Source organism: Cellulophaga omnivescoria (assembly GCF_027915275.1).
In the GTDB taxonomy this organism is placed as follows: domain Bacteria; phylum Bacteroidota; class Bacteroidia; order Flavobacteriales; family Flavobacteriaceae; genus Cellulophaga; species Cellulophaga omnivescoria.
Genome location: NZ_CP115819.1, coordinates 47745 through 63879, shown reverse-complemented (window position 1 = coordinate 63879; position 16135 = coordinate 47745). Strand labels below are relative to the sequence as shown.

Sequence of the window (16135 nt, the reverse complement as noted above, 5' to 3'; positions counted from 1 at the left end):
TCATTTTTAATTTTATATGAAAGCACCAGACATTTCCATTATAATAAGTACATACAATTCAGTAGAGTGGCTAAAAAAAGTACTTTGGGGTTATGACACACAAACAATAAATAATTTTGAAGTTGTTATTGCGGATGACGGATCTAGAGAAGAAACTAAAAAAGCTATAGAAGAGTTAAAGAAAGTTGTAAATTATAGTATAAGTCACGTTTGGCATAAAGATAATGGCTTCCAAAAATCTCAAATATTAAATAAAGCAATTGTAGAAACTAGAGCTCCTTATATTATAATGTCTGATGGAGATTGTATACCAAGAAAAGACTTTGTAGAAATTCACAATAATTATAAAGAAGAAGGATATTTTTTATCTGGGGGTTATTTTAAGCTTCCTATGAATATATCAAAATTAATTTCTAAAGAAGATATTGAAACAAATATATGTTTTTCAATTTCATGGTTAAAAAAACGTGGATTAAATGCGTCTTTTAAAAATAATAAATTAAGGTTTACTGGTTTTGGAGCTAAATTTTTAAATACAGTTACTACTACCAAAGCTACATGGAACGGACACAATTCTTCTGGTTGGAAAAAGGATATTTTAGCAGTTAATGGTTTTGATGAACGTATGCAGTATGGCGGTCAAGATAGAGAATTAGGTGAGCGCTTAGTTAATTTAGGAATAAAAACGAAGCAAATAAGGTACAGTGCTATTGTTATACACTTGGATCATCCTAGAGGTTATGCAAATAAAGAAAGCTGGAAAATAAATAATGATATTAGAAAAGATACACGTAATTTAAAGCATAAAACAACTAAGTTTGGAATTAATAAAGATTAATTTACTTAAAACAAAAAGCCCACAATTCTAATTGTGGGCTTTTTGTTTCTCTAGTATACATCTACTATACAGCAACATCATACTCTCTTAAAGCATCATTTAAAGATGTTTTTTTGTTGGTACTTTCTTTACGTTTACCTATTATTAATGCGCAAGGAACGTTGTATTCACCCGCAGCAAATTTTTTAGTGTAGCTACCTGGTATAACTACAGAACGTGCAGGTACTCTACCTTTCATTTCTACTGGAGTATCACCAGTAACATCTATAATTTTAGTACTCATTGTTAAAACAACATTAGCACCTAAAACAGCTTCTTTTTCTACTCTTACACCTTCTACAACTATACATCTAGAACCTATAAAAGCACCATCTTCTATAATTACCGGAGATGCTTGTAATGGTTCTAAAACACCACCAATACCAACACCACCACTTAAGTGTACATTTTTACCAATTTGAGCACAACTACCAACAGTAGCCCAAGTATCTACCATTGTACCTTCATCTACATAAGCACCAATGTTTACATAACTAGGCATTAAAATAGTACCAGGAGATATGTAAGCACCGTGTCTTGCAACCGCATTTGGTACTACACGTATTCCTTTTTCTTTATAACCTCTTTTTAAAGGCATTTTGTCATGGTATTCAAAAATACCTGCTTCTAATGTTTCCATTTTCTGAATAGGGAAATAAAGAACAACAGCTTTTTTTACCCATTCATTTATTTGCCAATCGTCACCTGCAGGTTCGGCACATCTTAATTCACCATTATCAATTAAATCTATAACTTCTCTAATAGCGTCTTGTGTAGCTGTTTCTTTTAATAAATCTCGGTTATCCCAAGCAGCTTCTATAGTTTTCTGTAATTCTGTCATTTTTTTGTAAAATCAATTTTAGCAAAGATAATAGGTGAGACTTAATAATTTAACCAAATGTAAACATATAACAATTTATATATTATTTTTGCCAAAAAAAACAGTTTGGGTAGATTATTAGCTATAGATTATGGAAAAGTGCGTACAGGCATAGCTGTAACAGATGAGTTGCAGATTATAGCATCTGGTTTAACAACCGTAGCAACTAAAGAGTTAATAACATTTTTAAAAAATTACATAGCTAAAGAAAAAGTAGATAAAATTATAGTAGGGGAACCTAAACAGATGAATAATACAGCGTCTGAGTCAGAAGTGTTAATAATTCCTTTTTTAGAAAATCTTACAGCTGTTTTTCCTAATATGATTATAGAAAGAGAAGATGAACGTTTTACATCTAAAATGGCATTTAATGCAATGATAGATAGTGGATTGAATAAAAAACAACGTAAAAATAAAGCACTTGTAGACGAAATTAGTGCTACAATTATTTTACAATCTTATTTAAATAGAAATTAAAATATTAGTTGTTAAGTAAATAACAACTCACAAAAATTAAGTAGTAATATGATTTTACCAATTACAGCATATGGAGATCCTGTGCTAAGAAAAAAAGCGAAAGATATAAACCAAGATCATCCTAAGCTAAAAGAGCTTTTAGAGAATATGTGGGAAACTATGTATAACGCAAGTGGAGTAGGTTTAGCAGCACCACAAATTGGTTTGCCATTGCGTATATTTTTAGTAGACACAACACCTTTTTCTGATGATGAAGATTTGTCTGAAGAAGAACAAAAAGCTTTAAATGGATTTAAAAAAGTATTTATTAATGCTAAAATTACTGAAGAATCTGGTGAAGAATGGGCTTTTAATGAAGGTTGTTTAAGTATACCAGATATTAGAGAAGATGTATCTAGAAAAGAAAATATAAAAATTACGTATTTAGATGAAAACTTTAATGAACATACAGAGGAATATAGTGGTTTGTTGGCAAGGGTTATTCAGCACGAATATGACCATATAGAAGGTATTTTGTTCACAGATAAATTATCTTCATTAAAGAAAAGATTGCTTAAGAGTAAATTAGGAAATATTTCTAAAGGAAAAATTAGAGTGGAATACAGAATGCGTTTTCCTGAAATGAAAAAAGGAAGATAGATTTCTTTTTTATCCCTATAAAAAATATAATATTTGTAATAGATATATAAAATAAAATATGAGTTTAGATAAAATTTTATCAATTTCTGGTAAGCCAGGATTACATAAGTTAGTAACACAAACACGTACCGGTTTTGTAGCAGAATCTTTATTAGACGGAAAAAGAAGTACGGTAAACATGCGCACAAATGTTAGTGTTTTATCAGAAATTGCAATATATACGTTAGAAGAAGAAGTTCCATTAAGAGAAGTATTTAGTAAAATACAAACTAAAGAAAATGGAGAAAAAACTTCAGTTAAACACAAGGATGACAAGTTAAAATTAGAGGAGTATTTTTTTGAAGTATTGCCTAATTATGATGAAGACCGTGTTTATGCAAGTGATATTAAAAAAGTAATACAATGGTATAATTTATTACATGACCATGGTATTACAGATTTTTCTGAACCTAAAGAAAGTAAAGAAACAGAAGAGTCTGCAGCAGAATAAAAACAGAATATTAAACGATGTAAAAGGCAACATATGTAAAAGTATGTTGCCTTTTTTTATTTAACAGATGTATTTTACCGTTCGTCTACACTTACTGCTTTTCTACAGCAAATGATCCTAAATTGTATAAAAATAGACCCAAATTTGTATCAGATTACAGTTTTAACCCCAAATAAAAAACAAGTAGTATGAGTGCAAAAGTTATGAATGTAGACAATGAGGTAAAAGGAGCTTTTTTTGATATGGCACATACACCAAGCGTAATATTTGATAAAAATATGGTGTTTTTAGATATGAATGAAGCTGCAATATCTACACTAAATATTAAAAAATGTGATTTTATAGGGAAGTCTATTTTAGAGGCATTTCCTTATTTGGAGGGTACAGAAAGATTAGAAGCATATAAAAATGTAATTAAAACAGGAGAACCTATCAGTTTAGATGAAATTTCTTTTTATACAGATGATAAAACTTTTGTTTTTATAGTTAGGGCTTTTAAGGTAGGAGAAGGTTTAGGTGTAACAACTTTAGATATTACAAATTTAATTACTACAATAGATAAGCTAAAAGCTACCCAAAATAATTTGCAGATTGTAAATGAAAATTTGAAATTAAAAAATAAAGAATTAGAAGAATTCTCGTATGTTGCAGCACATGATCTTAGAGCTCCTTTAACAAATATGCAAAGCCTATTTGGTATGTTAGAGTCTAGCAATGCAATAACAGATGAAGTAAAACCAATATTTGATAAGCTAAAATATGTTGGTAAACTTATGTGCGATAAGTTAAAGGCTTTAAACAATGTAATTGCCTTAAAATCTAATTTAGAAGAAAAAAAAGAAAAAGTAATATTTAAAGATGTTGTAGAGAAAATAAAAGCAATACACTCAGAAAAAATAATTACCAGCAGGGCAATAATTAAAGAAGACTTTACTGCTGTGCAAAGTATAAATTACAATCCTATACAGTTTGATAGTATTTTGCATAACTTAATATCTAACGCTATTAAATACAAACACCCTCGCAGAAAACCAATAATAAGTATATCTACTCATTTAGAAAACAATAAACCAGTTTTACTAATTAAAGATAACGGTTTGGGCTTTGATACTAGTAACGGAAAAAGTAAAGTATTTGGTTTATTTAAAAGAATGCACACACACGTAGAAGGCTTGGGCGTTGGACTTTATATTATACATTCTATTGTTGTAGGTAACGGTGGACAAATATTAGTAGAAAGTGAAGAAAACAAAGGAACACAATTTAAAATATATTTTTAATGGATAAAAATACAACCAACTTATGTAAAATTTTACTAATTGAAGATGATGTAGTAACTAACTTTATAACAACTAGTAAATTAAACAATTTAGGATATAATAACATAACTGCTGTAGAAAATGGTAAAGAAGCTATAGAATATTTAAAACACAATAAGCCAGACTTAATTGTATTAGATATTAATATGCCTATTATGGATGGTTTTGAGTTTATGGAGAGTAAAGAGCAAAACTGTATTTGTATGGGTGTGCCTATTGTAATTGTAACTTCTTCTGGCAGACCTTCAGATAAAGAAAAAGCTAAAACATTTTTAGATGTAATTAGTTATTTAGAAAAACCATTAAATTATGATAAACTTCAAAAAATATTAATGTCTTTAAGAGAATGTTTAAAATAATAAATGCCTTGTTTTTACAAGGCATTTAATTTATGTTATCCTCTTCTTCTTTCTAGTAAAATCATCATCATTAAGCCTAGCATAATACGGTCGTCATCGTCATTATCTAGTTCGCCTAGTTTGGTTAGTTCAAAATTTCTGCCAAAAAATGAAGCAGATTTTTTTAGTTTAATAATAGACTTGCCTTGGTTATCTTTTACGATATAAGAAGGATTAAATAAATAACCAGTAAACATACTTAACACGGGAATTTCTCCTAACATAGAGTCAAAAACTTTAACCCAAGGATTTTCTTCAGATATATTGTATTGTTGCTTTTGGTTTTCATCTATAATATCGTAATGTGCTTTCCATAAAGATCTCCATCCTTTACGAGCAACTTTGCCAAATTCTTTACCATTTTCATCTTTAAAGGCATAGGCAGCAGAAAAATCTAACCATTTATCTGCCTTAATGCTATAATTAACCTTTGCTTTAGATTCGTCACTATAAATTTTAATTTCTTCTTTAAACTTAAACATCTTTTGTTTAACATATGCTATTGTTTTACCACTAGCATCTGTAGCAGTAAAATCGTTAGAAAATGAAGAAATTTTAAATTGAAACTTTACAGGAAATTGAATGTTTTGCATAAAATAAATCTAAGTTTTAGTTGTTTATAGGTTATATAACTCTTTGGAGCTTGTGTTATTGCGTTAAAATAATAACATAAATATTTAATAACATTTAGCACCTTAAAACAATTTGTCTATTTTTTAAATTATTTTAATTTTTTTTCCAATCTATAAGTTCACTAGGGTAATAGTTCACTCTCATACTGTTTAAATAAGGGGTTTGGTTAGCTAATCTATTTTTGTAGTTTTCCCAATTCCTATTTTCTTTTATGGTCCAATTTAGCTCAGAGTAACCAATAATTCTTGGAAAGGCTAAATATTCTAATTCCTCAATATTACTAATAGTTTCAGACCATAAAGGAGCTTCAATTCCTAATACTTGTTCTTTAGGTAAATTTTTTATAAAGTTTTCTGGTGTCCATAAATAAGCCGTGTCTACAGGTATATAAGCTGCCCAAGTTAAACCGTGTTTAGACAGGGAATCGTATTTCATATCTAAATAAGTTTTTTTAGCTGGTGATAAAATAATTTTCATACCCTTATTTAAAGCCAATTTTGCGTTTTTTTCACTTCTCCAATATTGTGTTATGGCATTGTTTTTAATATCAGTTGTAGCAATTTCATCCCAACCTATTGGTGTTTTTCCGTGACTTTCTACAATTTTTGATACTTTTAAAATAAACTTTTTAAAATCTTTCTTTTTAGTAACGTGGCTTTCATCACCGCCTAAATGAAAATATGGTCCTGGAGAAATTGCAGAAATTTCTCTTACCACATCATCTATAAAAGCGTATACAAGATCTTTATTTGTGTCTATAGTACTAAAGCCAACGCGCATACCAGTATAAACTTTTGGTGTTTTTCCGTTGCCATTTAGTTGTGGGTAAGCTACAGCGGCTGCGTTTGTATGTCCGGGCATATCTATTTCTGGTACAATTGTAATAAGCCTTTTGGTTGCATAACGTACAATTTCTTTAAAATCTTCTTGGGTATAAAACCCTCCAGGGCCACCGCCAACTTCTGTGCTAGCGCCAATTTCTGTTAATTTTGGCCAAGATTTAATTTCTATTCTCCAACCTTGGTCATCTGTTAAATGTAAGTGCAATGCATTAAATTTATAGTAAGCTAAAATATCTAGGTATTTTTTAACATCTTCTACACTAAAAAAATGTCTCGCAACATCTAACATTGTGCCTCTATACTCATAATTAGGTTGGTCTATTATTTTTCCACTAGGTACAAGCCACATTTTATGGGTAGTAAGCGTATCATTGCTTTTTAGAGGTATAATTTGTCTTAGTGTTTGTATCCCTCTAAAGGCTCCAGCAGCTGTTTTAGCATTTATAATAATAGAGTCCTGTGTAATATACATTTGGTAAGCTTCTTTACTTTTTAGCTCCAAGCTATCAGTTTTGTTAATGTATATAATTTTAGATGTATTTGTATTTGTAGTGTTTACAGGAACATCTAATTTAATTTTAGCACTTATTTTGTTAGATAAAAAGGAGCCTACTTGTTTAAAACCAGAGTCGCTAGATGTAAAAATAGCAGTATTTTTATCCAACCCAAAAGCACTATTAGTTGGTGTTATTTTTAATGGTAAGGGAATCATATTCTCTGCAGATAAATCTGTAGTGGGGTATTTTATAATTACTCTTTTTTCTTGGCAGGCAATTATTAAAAAAAGACCAATAAGGGTTAAAAAGGTTCTAAACAAGATAGAGTTTTTCATTTAAAGTGGTTAATTAATATAGTTTGTAATTACGCTTTGCCAAATTTGGTAACCTTTAGCGTTCATATGTAGATTATCTTTTGTAAAAATATCAGTCTTAACTTTATTGCCATTTAGCATTGGTTTCCATACATCTACATAACTAATGTTTGGGTCTTTTTTTGCTATTTTTTTGTATTTTCTGTTTAGCTTTTTATAGTCCTTTTTTAAATGCCATCTTGCAATACTGGGCTTAACAGATATTAAAACAATTTGTGTGGTAGTATTAGCACTTTTTATTTTAGTAATTATTTGTTTTAGTTGTGTTAGTATTAGATTGCAGTTTCTGTTCCCTGCTATATCATTATCACCTTCATAAATAAAAACTTGTTTAGGGTTGTATGCTAATATTAAATCATCAGTAAAAAACAATAAATCTTCTGCAGTAGAACCACCAAAACCAGTGTTTATAATGTTCTTGTTTGGAAAATCTTTTTGTATTGTTTTCCAATATTTAATGCTAGAACTACCAGTAAAAACAATGCTTGGTTGTGTGCTATTACGTTTACTACTATATTTTTCTTGAAGCGTTTGTACTTCATTATAAAAACGATGTTTGTTTTGGCTAAAACCAAAAAAGGTGATAAATAAAAAAAAGGATAGTAAAACTCTCATACTTTCAAATATAATGTTAATATGGCTTGCATTTATATGTTATATATGTATTTTTTATAGGTATAAGATAATATTTTAATAAAGGTAATTTTTAAAAGTAACAAACTTTTTTGTAGTGTGTGCAGAGTTTTATTAATGTATTCTATTAGAGTTAATTACAGTTTGGGTCTTAACATTTTCTAAAAGAAAGTGTTAACCATAAAAATAGCATTACTTTTGCATTTAATTTTAAGAACAGACTCTAATATAAAGTTACAGTTCAGTAATACTAATTTATGACATTTAAAAACTTAGGTTTATCTAATAATCTATTAAAAGCAATAGATAAAAAGGGGTATACTACTCCGTCTCCAATACAAGAAAAAGCAATACCACCAGTTTTAGAAGGTAAAGATGTTTTAGCATCTGCACAAACAGGAACAGGTAAAACAGCTGGTTTTACTTTACCATTATTACATTTGTTATCTCAAGAAAAACCATTAAGAAACAGGCCTGTACGTGGTTTAATATTAACGCCAACAAGAGAATTAGCTGCTCAAATATATGCTAATGTTAAAGAGTATAGCGAGTTTTTAGATTTGCGTTCTGCCGTAATATTTGGTGGAGTAAACCAAAAACCGCAAATAGCAAATTTAAAAAGAGGAATGGATGTTTTGGTGGCTACACCTGGGCGCTTACTAGATCTTCATAACCAAAAGTTTTTGTCTTTAAATAAAGTAGAAATTTTTGTTTTAGACGAAGCAGACCGTATGTTAGATATGGGTTTTTTACGAGATATAGAGCGCGTAATGAAATTAATACCAGTAAAGAGGCAAAACTTAATGTTCTCGGCAACTTTTTCTAAAGACATTAAAAAACTAGCTCACGGTATTTTAAATAACCCTATACAGGTTGAAGCTACACCAGAAAATACAGCTGTAGAAGTAATTAAGCAAAAAGTTTATAGAGTTGCAAAAGGTAAAAAAACGGGGTTAATTATAAAGTTAATTTCCGACGGTAATTGGCAACAAGTTTTAGTTTTTACAAGAACTAAACACGGTGCAAATAATTTGTGTAAAAAAATGAGTGCTAAAGGAATTTCTGCAGCAGCTATACACGGTAATAAAAGTCAGGGTGCACGTACAAAAGCTTTAGACGGATTTAAAAAAGGTACCTTACGTGTTTTAGTAGCTACAGATATTGCAGCACGTGGTTTAGATATACCTTTATTACCGCACGTTATTAATTATGAAATTCCAAACGTGTCTGAAGATTATGTACACCGTATTGGTAGAACAGGAAGGGCAGGAGCTAGTGGGGAGGCTGTTTCTTTAGTAAGTGCAGATGAAACAACTTATCTTAAAGACATCCAAAAATTAATTGGAATGCAAATTCCTGTAGAAATTGTAGAAGGTTTTGAGCCAGATCCTAATGCGTCTACAAAACCAATAAAACAAGGGCAACGTGGTGGTTCTAGAAACTCTAGTAACAGACCTAAAAAAACAGGATCTAAAACTAGTTCTAGTAATAATCGTAAACCTAAACGTAATAATGACCGTAGGTCTAACAATAAACACAATTAATAACAATGCAAAAGTCTAATGACCCTTTACACGGTGTAAAACTAGCAACTATTATAGATGAGCTGGTAGACTTTTATGGCTGGGAATATATGGGTAATACAGTTAATATACGCTGTTTTACCCACAGGCCAACAGTAAAATCTAGCCTTCATTTTTTACGCAGAACACCTTGGGCGCGTACTAAAGTAGAGCAAATGTATTTACAATTTTTGCAAGAAAAAGAAAAGCAATAATGCTATTCTACTTTTTGTTAGTTTAAATAAATTACTCTTAATTTTTGTGCCCTAAAAAAATATAGTCTTTGTACTTTTACCAAAACTTTTTTTAGGATGAACTCTAGAAGCAAACAATTACAAGCTATAGACAGGTTATTAACCATAATGGAAGAGTTGCGAGAGCAATGTCCTTGGGATAAAAAGCAAACTCTACAATCTCTGCGTCATTTAACTATAGAAGAAACGTATGAGTTAGGCGATGCTATTTTAGACAACAATTTAGAAGAAGTTAAAAAAGAATTAGGAGACTTATTATTGCACATAGTATTTTATGCTAAAATTGGTAGTGAAACAAATGATTTTGATATAGCAGATGTTGCAAATGAAATTTGTGATAAATTAATTCATCGTCATCCACATATTTACGGAGATGTAAAGGTAGAAGATGAAGAAGAGGTAAAACGCAACTGGGAAAAACTGAAACTAAAAGAAGGAAAAAAAAGTGTTTTAGAAGGTGTTCCTAAAAGTTTGCCTGCCTTAGTAAAAGCAAGTAGAATACAAGACAAAGTTGCCGGTGTAGGATTTGATTGGGAAGAACCACAACAGGTATTTGAAAAAGTGCAGGAAGAACTAGCAGAGTTGCAAGAAGAAGTAAATGATGCTAACCAAGACAAAATAGAGGCAGAGTTTGGTGATGTGTTATTTTCTATGATAAATTACGCACGTTTTTTAAAGGTAAACCCAGAAGATGCTTTAGAACGTACCAATAAAAAGTTTATAAAAAGATTTCAGTATTTAGAGAATAAAGCAATTGAAATGAATACATCTTTACAGGATATGACACTCGCCGAGATGGATGTTTTTTGGAACCAGGCAAAAAAAGAAAATTAATACTGTTATTAGATCTAAAATAATTTTACTTTCATTTTTTAAAGCATTCTAAATTTGAAACAATATACCAAAGAATTTAAATACAACTTAAAGCTAGCATTCCCAGTTATATTAGGCTTGTTGGGGCACACATTTGTAGGTTTTGCAGATAATATAATGGTTGGCCAATTGGGAACAGCAGAATTGGCAGCTGTATCTTTAGGCAACAGCTTTGTGTTTATAGCAATGTCTTTTGGTATTGGTTTTTCTACTGCAATAACACCATTAGTGGCAGAGGCAGACGGAGCAGATAATGTTAACAATGCTAAAAGTGCATTAAAGCACGGACTTATATTGTGTACCGTTTTAGGTTTATTTTTGTTTGGAGTTATACTGTTAGGTAAGCCTTTAATGTATTTAATGAAACAACCGCCAGAGGTTGTAGAATTGGCTATGCCTTATTTAGATTTGGTAGCTTTTTCATTGGTTCCACTGGTAATTTTTCAGGCATTTAAACAATTTTCAGACGGTTTATCGCAAACAAAATATCCTATGTATGTTACCTTAATAGGTAATGCTATAAATATACTTTTAAACTATTTGCTAATTTTTGGAACTTTTGGTTTTCCTAAGCTTGGTATAATTGGTGCCGCTATTGGTACTTTGGTATCTAGGGTTGCTATGGTGGTTTTATTTTGGGTAATACTAAAACAAACCAAAAAATTTCATAAGTACGTTACAGGTTTCAACTTTAAAAAAATAGAAAGTAATGTAATGAAAAAAATTATGAGTATTGGTTTTCCATCTGCATTGCAAATGTTTTTTGAGGTAGCAATTTTTACGGCAGCAATATGGATAAGCGGTGTTCTGGGTAAAAACCCACAGGCAGCAAACCAAATAGCATTAAACCTATCTAGTATGACGTTTATGGTGGGTATGGGGCTAGGTGTAGCTGCAATGGTACGCGTAGGTAACCAAAAAGGATTGGGTAACTTTAAAGATTTGCGCAGAATGGCACAATCTATATTTTTACTCACATTTTTATTAGAAGTTATTTTTGCTGCTCTATTTTTAATATTTAGACATTGGTTACCAACAGTGTATTTAGATGTAAATGATGCCGCAAATATTGTAGATAATACAGAGGTTATTATAATAGCAGCTCAACTACTACTTGTTGCAGCATTTTTTCAAATTTCAGACGGATTGCAAGTTGTAGTGTTAGGAGCATTGCGTGGTTTACAAGATGTTACCATACCAACAATAATTACCTTTATTGCTTATTGGCTAATTGGTTTTCCTATTTGTTTTTATTTAGGGTTATACACACCTTTAAAAAGTACAGGAATTTGGATTGGCTTATTGGCTGGCCTAACTGCATCTGCCTTATTATTGTATATTAGATTTAATATGCTAACAAAAAAATTAATACTTAATACAGAAGAATAATTATGGATTTTCCAAAATTTTTATTGGGCGACAACACAGATTACCCAACCGCTATATTTATTATACATACAGATTATCCTAGGTTTATAATTAATTTAGAGGATGATGAGGTAGAGTGGCTAGAAGATTTTACAAAAGAGGATGAAGCAGAACTAACAGAAGAGGCAGAAAAATTAATTGCTGAAGCTACAGCTTTTTACGACAGAGAAATTTCTCGTTACGAAGAATAATTTACTATTATGCTTGAAGAATTAATACAATACGATACCAACTTTTTTTTATACTTAAATAATTTAGGAACTAGTACTTGGGATGGTTTTTGGATGTTTGTTACCAATAAAAAAAGTTCTATACCATTGTATGCTGTGTTGTTATTTTTTACGTACAAGCAAGTTGGATTTAAAAAAACAATTTTAATATTAGTATCTGTAGGTATTTTAATAGGTGCAACAGACCAATTGGCTAATTTTTTTAAATATGGTATTGCACGTTTAAGGCCTTGCCATAATACAGATTTAGATGGTTTAGTACGTTTGGTAAAAAGTTCCTGTGGTGGTAAATATGGCTACTTTTCTGCACACGCAGCAAATTCTTTTGCTGTTGCAGTATTTTTTGGAAATGTGCTTAAAGATAAATTTAAATACATAAAAGTACTCCTACTTACTTGGGCAGCATTTGTTGCCTACAGCAGAATATACATTGGTGTACATTATACATTAGATGTTGCTACAGGTATTGTAATTGGTAGTTTTTTAGGCTTTATTTTCTGCAAATTAATGCAACTAATGGCAGCTAAGTTAAAGCTATAATTATGGTAGTTTTTTAAATATAGAGTTGTTTAGTGGCGCTAAAAATATAAGTATAAAAATAGCTCCAAAAACTAGTTCATAAACCTCCCAAGTTCTACCAGCAGGGTTGCTAACTACTAATGCTGTTGCTATTAAAAAGGCAATTGTATGGTGCCACTTAACCATTGGCACAGCAAACATATTAACTAGCTTTTTAAACCACTCTTTTTTTCTGTAAAGAATAGGGGACACAATTAAATACATAACCATTACAACCATAAGTAATTGGCTAAAAATAAGTTTATTTACCTTAGTTTCTCCTACAACCATATTGTGTAAGTTGGTTTCTCCCTGTGCATTGTTCTCTATAAAAAACTCACTAGATTCTACACCAAGAATGCGTTGGCCCCATGAAACTTCTTCTCCGGCTCCAAATAAAAACAAAATAGCAAAAAGTAATGTTCCAATTTTCCAGGTAATAGATTTTCCTTTAGATATTGTAACTAACCTGTATAAACAAATTAAACTAATAATAAACAGCATTAGTGCTGTTCCGTACTCTACTAAGCCGTCTTCTTGAGCATATGAAGTATCAAAAAAATCTTTATCTGTTAATCCATAATATAAACCTATACTACAAATTAAAAATAAGGCTGCGTAAACTACTTTATCTAATGTTTTCATTTTGTTTTTTTTGCTAATTATCAAAGGTAATAATTGCCATTTAAAGGTATGTTATACTTTGGTAAGATTTTAACTTTTATGTTTAGTTTCCTTTTTTAACTACTTTGTAATTTAAGTATTTATGTTTCATCCATAAATAGGCAAAGCAGTCTGTTAAAGGTCCAATAGACCTATTCCAAAAACCAAATTTTGATTTTCCTTCAATTCTAGAAGAATGTTGCACAGGAACTTGTTTTATTTTTCCATTTTGTAGCAACACCATTGCGGGTAAAAATCTGTGTAAACCATTAAAAAGGGGTATTTTTTTTGCATAAGTTGCTTTAATCACTTTTAATGGGCAACCAGTATCTTCTACGCCATCTTTAGTAAAAGCACGCCTAATTTTGTTGGCAAGGTTAGAGGATAACTTTTTAAAAAAAGTATCTCTTCTTTGTATTCTAATGCCAGTAACTAAGTCGTATTCTGTTGTGTATTTTAATAAGAGGTTAAAATCTAACGGAGATGTTTGTAAGTCTGCATCAATATAACCAATAAGCTCGGTTTCTGCTGCATCAAAACCTGCTTTAATAGCAGCTGTTAAACCGTAATTTTTATCAAATTGTAAAAAAGAAAAAAGTGGATTATTACAGCATATTTGTTCTAGTAAAGCCTGACTATTATCTGTAGAACCATCATTTACAAACAAAACAACTGTTTTTTTTAGTGCAACTTTTAGGTAATTGTTTAACTCTTTTCCTAACCTGGCTATACTGTTCTCTTCATTATAGATAGGAACAACTATTGTAAATTCATACATCATAATATATAACTATTACTTACTGTGTAACTTTAGTAATTTATCTGCAGCAGTAAAGGGTGATGTTTTATTGTTTATAACAGCATCTATAGCAACTTGTAATTCTGCCTTTACACTTTTATTGTTGTAAAACTGTTGCTTTAATTGGTCTTCAATGGTTTGTAATAGCCAATATTTATTTTGCTCTTGTCTTTTTTGTATAAAAAAGTTGTTTTTGGTGTTAATAGCAACATAGTTTGTTACTGTTTCCCAAACCTCTAAAATACCAATATCTTCTAATGCAGAACAAGCAAGTACTTTTGGTACCCAACCATTATCTTGTGTTTTTAATAAATGCAAGGCCCGCGTAAATTCTACTTTGGCCTTTTTTGCACGTTGTATATTATCTCCATCAGATTTATTTATCACAATAGCATCAGCCATTTCCATAATACCACGTTTAATGCCTTGGAGCTCATCACCAGCACCTGCTAATTTTAAAAGAAGAAAAAAATCTACCATACTATGTACAGCAGTTTCACTTTGTCCAACACCAACAGTTTCAATTAAAATAACGTTGTAACCAGCAGCTTCACATAGCACAATAGTTTCTCTGGTTTTACGTGCAACGCCTCCTAAAGAGCTCCCTGAGGGCGAAGGTCTAATAAAAGCATTTTCATCTTTTACCAGCTCTTCCATACGTGTTTTATCTCCCAATATACTGCCTTTGGTAATAGTACTTGTTGGGTCTACAGCCAAAACAGCCACCTTTTTACCTTGTGCTGTAAGTTTTTTTCCAAAACGCTCTATAAAGGTACTTTTACCAACTCCAGGAACACCAGTTATACCAATTCTAATACTCTTAGTTTTGTGCAGTAGGCATTGCTCTATAATTTCATTAGCTTGTTTTGTATGTGTACTATTAGTACTTTCTATAAGTGTTATAGCTCTACTTAAAGCTGTTTTGTTACCACTTAAAATACCTTTAGCTAAACTGTCTGTGGTAGGTAAATCTCTTCTAAACTTTTTAATTCTAGAAGCACTTTGGTTGCTTATATTTTTATTTGTGTTCAATATTATTTACTAATAGGTACGCTAACTTTGGTTTTGTCCCAAGCTAAAGTTAAGTACGGTTGTTCTTTATGTTCAAAGTTAATGGTAAATCTTTCTTTAACCGAATCTAATTTTGTTACAGGTACAGTTACTGTTACAATATCTTGTTTTGTATTTCTGGTAGTTTCTGCTCCACCGCTTAAAATTGTAACTCCCCAATCTGGAACTTCTTTATTAAAAATGATATCCCAACTATTTTTGTTTGGTTTAGACCATAGGGAGTAAGTGCCAGCGGCTAAATTTTTACCATCTATTTTAATGTTAGAAGTTGTTTTAAAAGTAGTAGGCTCATTAGCACCTGTTCTCCAAACTTTATTGTAAGGGACAAGAGAGCCAAAAATTGCTCTATCTTTTTTAGATGGACTACAATAAACTACACTTAGGTTGTAATTATTTTTGTTATAGGTAACAGTTTCTTCTGGACTAAATTTTTTTGTTTGGTCTTTCATCATTGGTATACCAACAAAAACAGTAAGTAGCCCCAATACAACTACGGTAATAATCATCCATTGTATAACTTTCATTGTGTGGTTTTTTTAGGTTTTTTCTAAGTTACTAAATCTTGTTTAATTAAGAACAGCCCAAATTACACTTTTAGCAGTATTTTATTTAAAGTGTAAAATTGCTTTAAATTTATA

20 protein-coding genes are annotated in these 16135 nt (G+C 30.6%); 12 read left to right on the top strand and 8 right to left on the bottom strand.

Features of this window, described 5'->3' with window-relative positions:
- Positions 1-16: 16 nt before the first annotated feature.
- Complete coding sequence (locus tag PBN93_RS00365) at positions 17-838, top strand: glycosyltransferase family 2 protein (protein ID WP_077402480.1); 822 nt, start codon at positions 17-19, stop codon at positions 836-838.
- Positions 839-902: 64 nt separating this feature from the next.
- Here the strand turns inward: PBN93_RS00365 and PBN93_RS00360 are convergent, their stop codons facing one another.
- Entirely contained in the window at positions 903-1718 is an 816-nt protein-coding gene (locus PBN93_RS00360; protein WP_077402483.1) for a 2,3,4,5-tetrahydropyridine-2,6-dicarboxylate N-succinyltransferase, read from the bottom strand.
- Positions 1719-1823: 105 nt separating this feature from the next.
- Here PBN93_RS00360 and ruvX point away from each other — a divergent pair, with 105 nt between their 5' ends.
- The 5 genes from ruvX to PBN93_RS00335 all read left to right on the top strand — a co-directional run bounded on the left by ruvX (position 1824) and on the right by PBN93_RS00335 (position 5041).
- Positions 1824-2234 (top strand): Holliday junction resolvase RuvX, encoded by a 411-nt coding sequence (gene ruvX, locus PBN93_RS00355; RefSeq protein WP_077402486.1) that lies wholly within the window; start codon positions 1824-1826, stop codon positions 2232-2234.
- Positions 2235-2282: 48 nt separating this feature from the next.
- Positions 2283-2873 (top strand): peptide deformylase, encoded by a 591-nt coding sequence (gene def, locus PBN93_RS00350; RefSeq protein WP_077402489.1) that lies wholly within the window; start codon positions 2283-2285, stop codon positions 2871-2873.
- Positions 2874-2931: 58 nt separating this feature from the next.
- Positions 2932-3363: a DUF5606 family protein gene (locus PBN93_RS00345; RefSeq protein ID WP_077402492.1), complete on the top strand. Its 432-nt coding sequence runs from the start codon at positions 2932-2934 to the stop codon at positions 3361-3363.
- Between the two features lie 188 nt (positions 3364-3551).
- Positions 3552-4643, top strand: coding sequence for a PAS domain-containing sensor histidine kinase (locus PBN93_RS00340; RefSeq protein ID WP_077402495.1), 1092 nt, complete (start codon positions 3552-3554; stop codon positions 4641-4643).
- Positions 4643-5041: a response regulator gene (locus tag PBN93_RS00335; RefSeq protein WP_077402498.1), complete on the top strand. Its 399-nt coding sequence runs from the start codon at positions 4643-4645 to the stop codon at positions 5039-5041. Before PBN93_RS00340 ends, PBN93_RS00335 begins: the two co-directional genes overlap by 1 nt.
- Positions 5042-5076: 35 nt before the next feature.
- On the opposite strand, the gene PBN93_RS00330 is transcribed toward PBN93_RS00335, so the two are convergent.
- From PBN93_RS00330 to PBN93_RS00320, 3 genes are all read right to left on the bottom strand, one after another.
- A complete protein-coding gene (locus PBN93_RS00330; RefSeq protein WP_077402501.1) occupies positions 5077-5673 on the bottom strand; it encodes an LURP-one-related/scramblase family protein in 597 nt (198 codons plus the stop codon).
- A 133-nt stretch (positions 5674-5806) separates the two neighbouring features.
- Positions 5807-7387, bottom strand: a complete 1581-nt coding sequence (locus PBN93_RS00325; RefSeq protein ID WP_271081163.1) for a family 20 glycosylhydrolase — start codon at positions 7385-7387, stop codon at positions 5807-5809.
- A 9-nt stretch (positions 7388-7396) separates the two neighbouring features.
- Positions 7397-8041 carry a GDSL-type esterase/lipase family protein gene (locus PBN93_RS00320; protein ID WP_271081162.1) on the bottom strand — a complete coding sequence of 215 codons (645 nt, stop codon included), beginning with the start codon at positions 8039-8041 and terminating at the stop codon, positions 7397-7399.
- A 275-nt stretch (positions 8042-8316) separates the two neighbouring features.
- Between PBN93_RS00320 and PBN93_RS00315 the strand changes: the two genes are divergently transcribed.
- The 6 genes from PBN93_RS00315 to PBN93_RS00290 all read left to right on the top strand — a co-directional run bounded on the left by PBN93_RS00315 (position 8317) and on the right by PBN93_RS00290 (position 12946).
- Positions 8317-9603 carry a DEAD/DEAH box helicase gene (locus PBN93_RS00315; protein ID WP_271081161.1) on the top strand — a complete coding sequence of 429 codons (1287 nt, stop codon included), beginning with the start codon at positions 8317-8319 and terminating at the stop codon, positions 9601-9603.
- Positions 9604-9608: 5 nt separating this feature from the next.
- A complete protein-coding gene (locus PBN93_RS00310) occupies positions 9609-9836 on the top strand; it encodes a VF530 family protein (protein ID WP_271081160.1) in 228 nt (75 codons plus the stop codon).
- Between the two features lie 96 nt (positions 9837-9932).
- Positions 9933-10709 (top strand): nucleoside triphosphate pyrophosphohydrolase, encoded by a 777-nt coding sequence (gene mazG / locus PBN93_RS00305; protein ID WP_077402516.1) that lies wholly within the window; start codon positions 9933-9935, stop codon positions 10707-10709.
- Between the two features lie 54 nt (positions 10710-10763).
- Positions 10764-12137, top strand: coding sequence for an MATE family efflux transporter (locus tag PBN93_RS00300; protein ID WP_271081159.1), 1374 nt, complete (start codon positions 10764-10766; stop codon positions 12135-12137).
- 2 nt (positions 12138-12139) lie between these two features.
- Complete coding sequence (locus PBN93_RS00295; protein ID WP_013619642.1) at positions 12140-12367, top strand: hypothetical protein; 228 nt, start codon at positions 12140-12142, stop codon at positions 12365-12367.
- A gap of 9 nt (positions 12368-12376) precedes the next feature.
- On the top strand, positions 12377-12946 hold the full coding sequence (locus PBN93_RS00290; protein WP_077402522.1) for a phosphatase PAP2 family protein: 570 nt from the start codon (positions 12377-12379) through the stop codon (positions 12944-12946).
- Here PBN93_RS00290 and PBN93_RS00285 read toward each other — a convergent pair whose 3' ends face one another.
- The 4 genes from PBN93_RS00285 to PBN93_RS00270 form a co-directional block, all read right to left on the bottom strand.
- Complete coding sequence (locus PBN93_RS00285) at positions 12947-13609, bottom strand: hypothetical protein (protein ID WP_077402525.1); 663 nt, start codon at positions 13607-13609, stop codon at positions 12947-12949.
- A gap of 82 nt (positions 13610-13691) precedes the next feature.
- On the bottom strand, positions 13692-14408 hold the full coding sequence (locus tag PBN93_RS00280; RefSeq protein ID WP_077402528.1) for a glycosyltransferase family 2 protein: 717 nt from the start codon (positions 14406-14408) through the stop codon (positions 13692-13694).
- A 12-nt stretch (positions 14409-14420) separates the two neighbouring features.
- Positions 14421-15458 carry a methylmalonyl Co-A mutase-associated GTPase MeaB gene (gene meaB, locus PBN93_RS00275; RefSeq protein WP_077402530.1) on the bottom strand — a complete coding sequence of 346 codons (1038 nt, stop codon included), beginning with the start codon at positions 15456-15458 and terminating at the stop codon, positions 14421-14423.
- Positions 15459-15460: 2 nt separating this feature from the next.
- Positions 15461-16021 (bottom strand): DUF2911 domain-containing protein, encoded by a 561-nt coding sequence (locus tag PBN93_RS00270; RefSeq protein WP_077402533.1) that lies wholly within the window; start codon positions 16019-16021, stop codon positions 15461-15463.
- Positions 16022-16135: the final 114 nt, after the last annotated feature.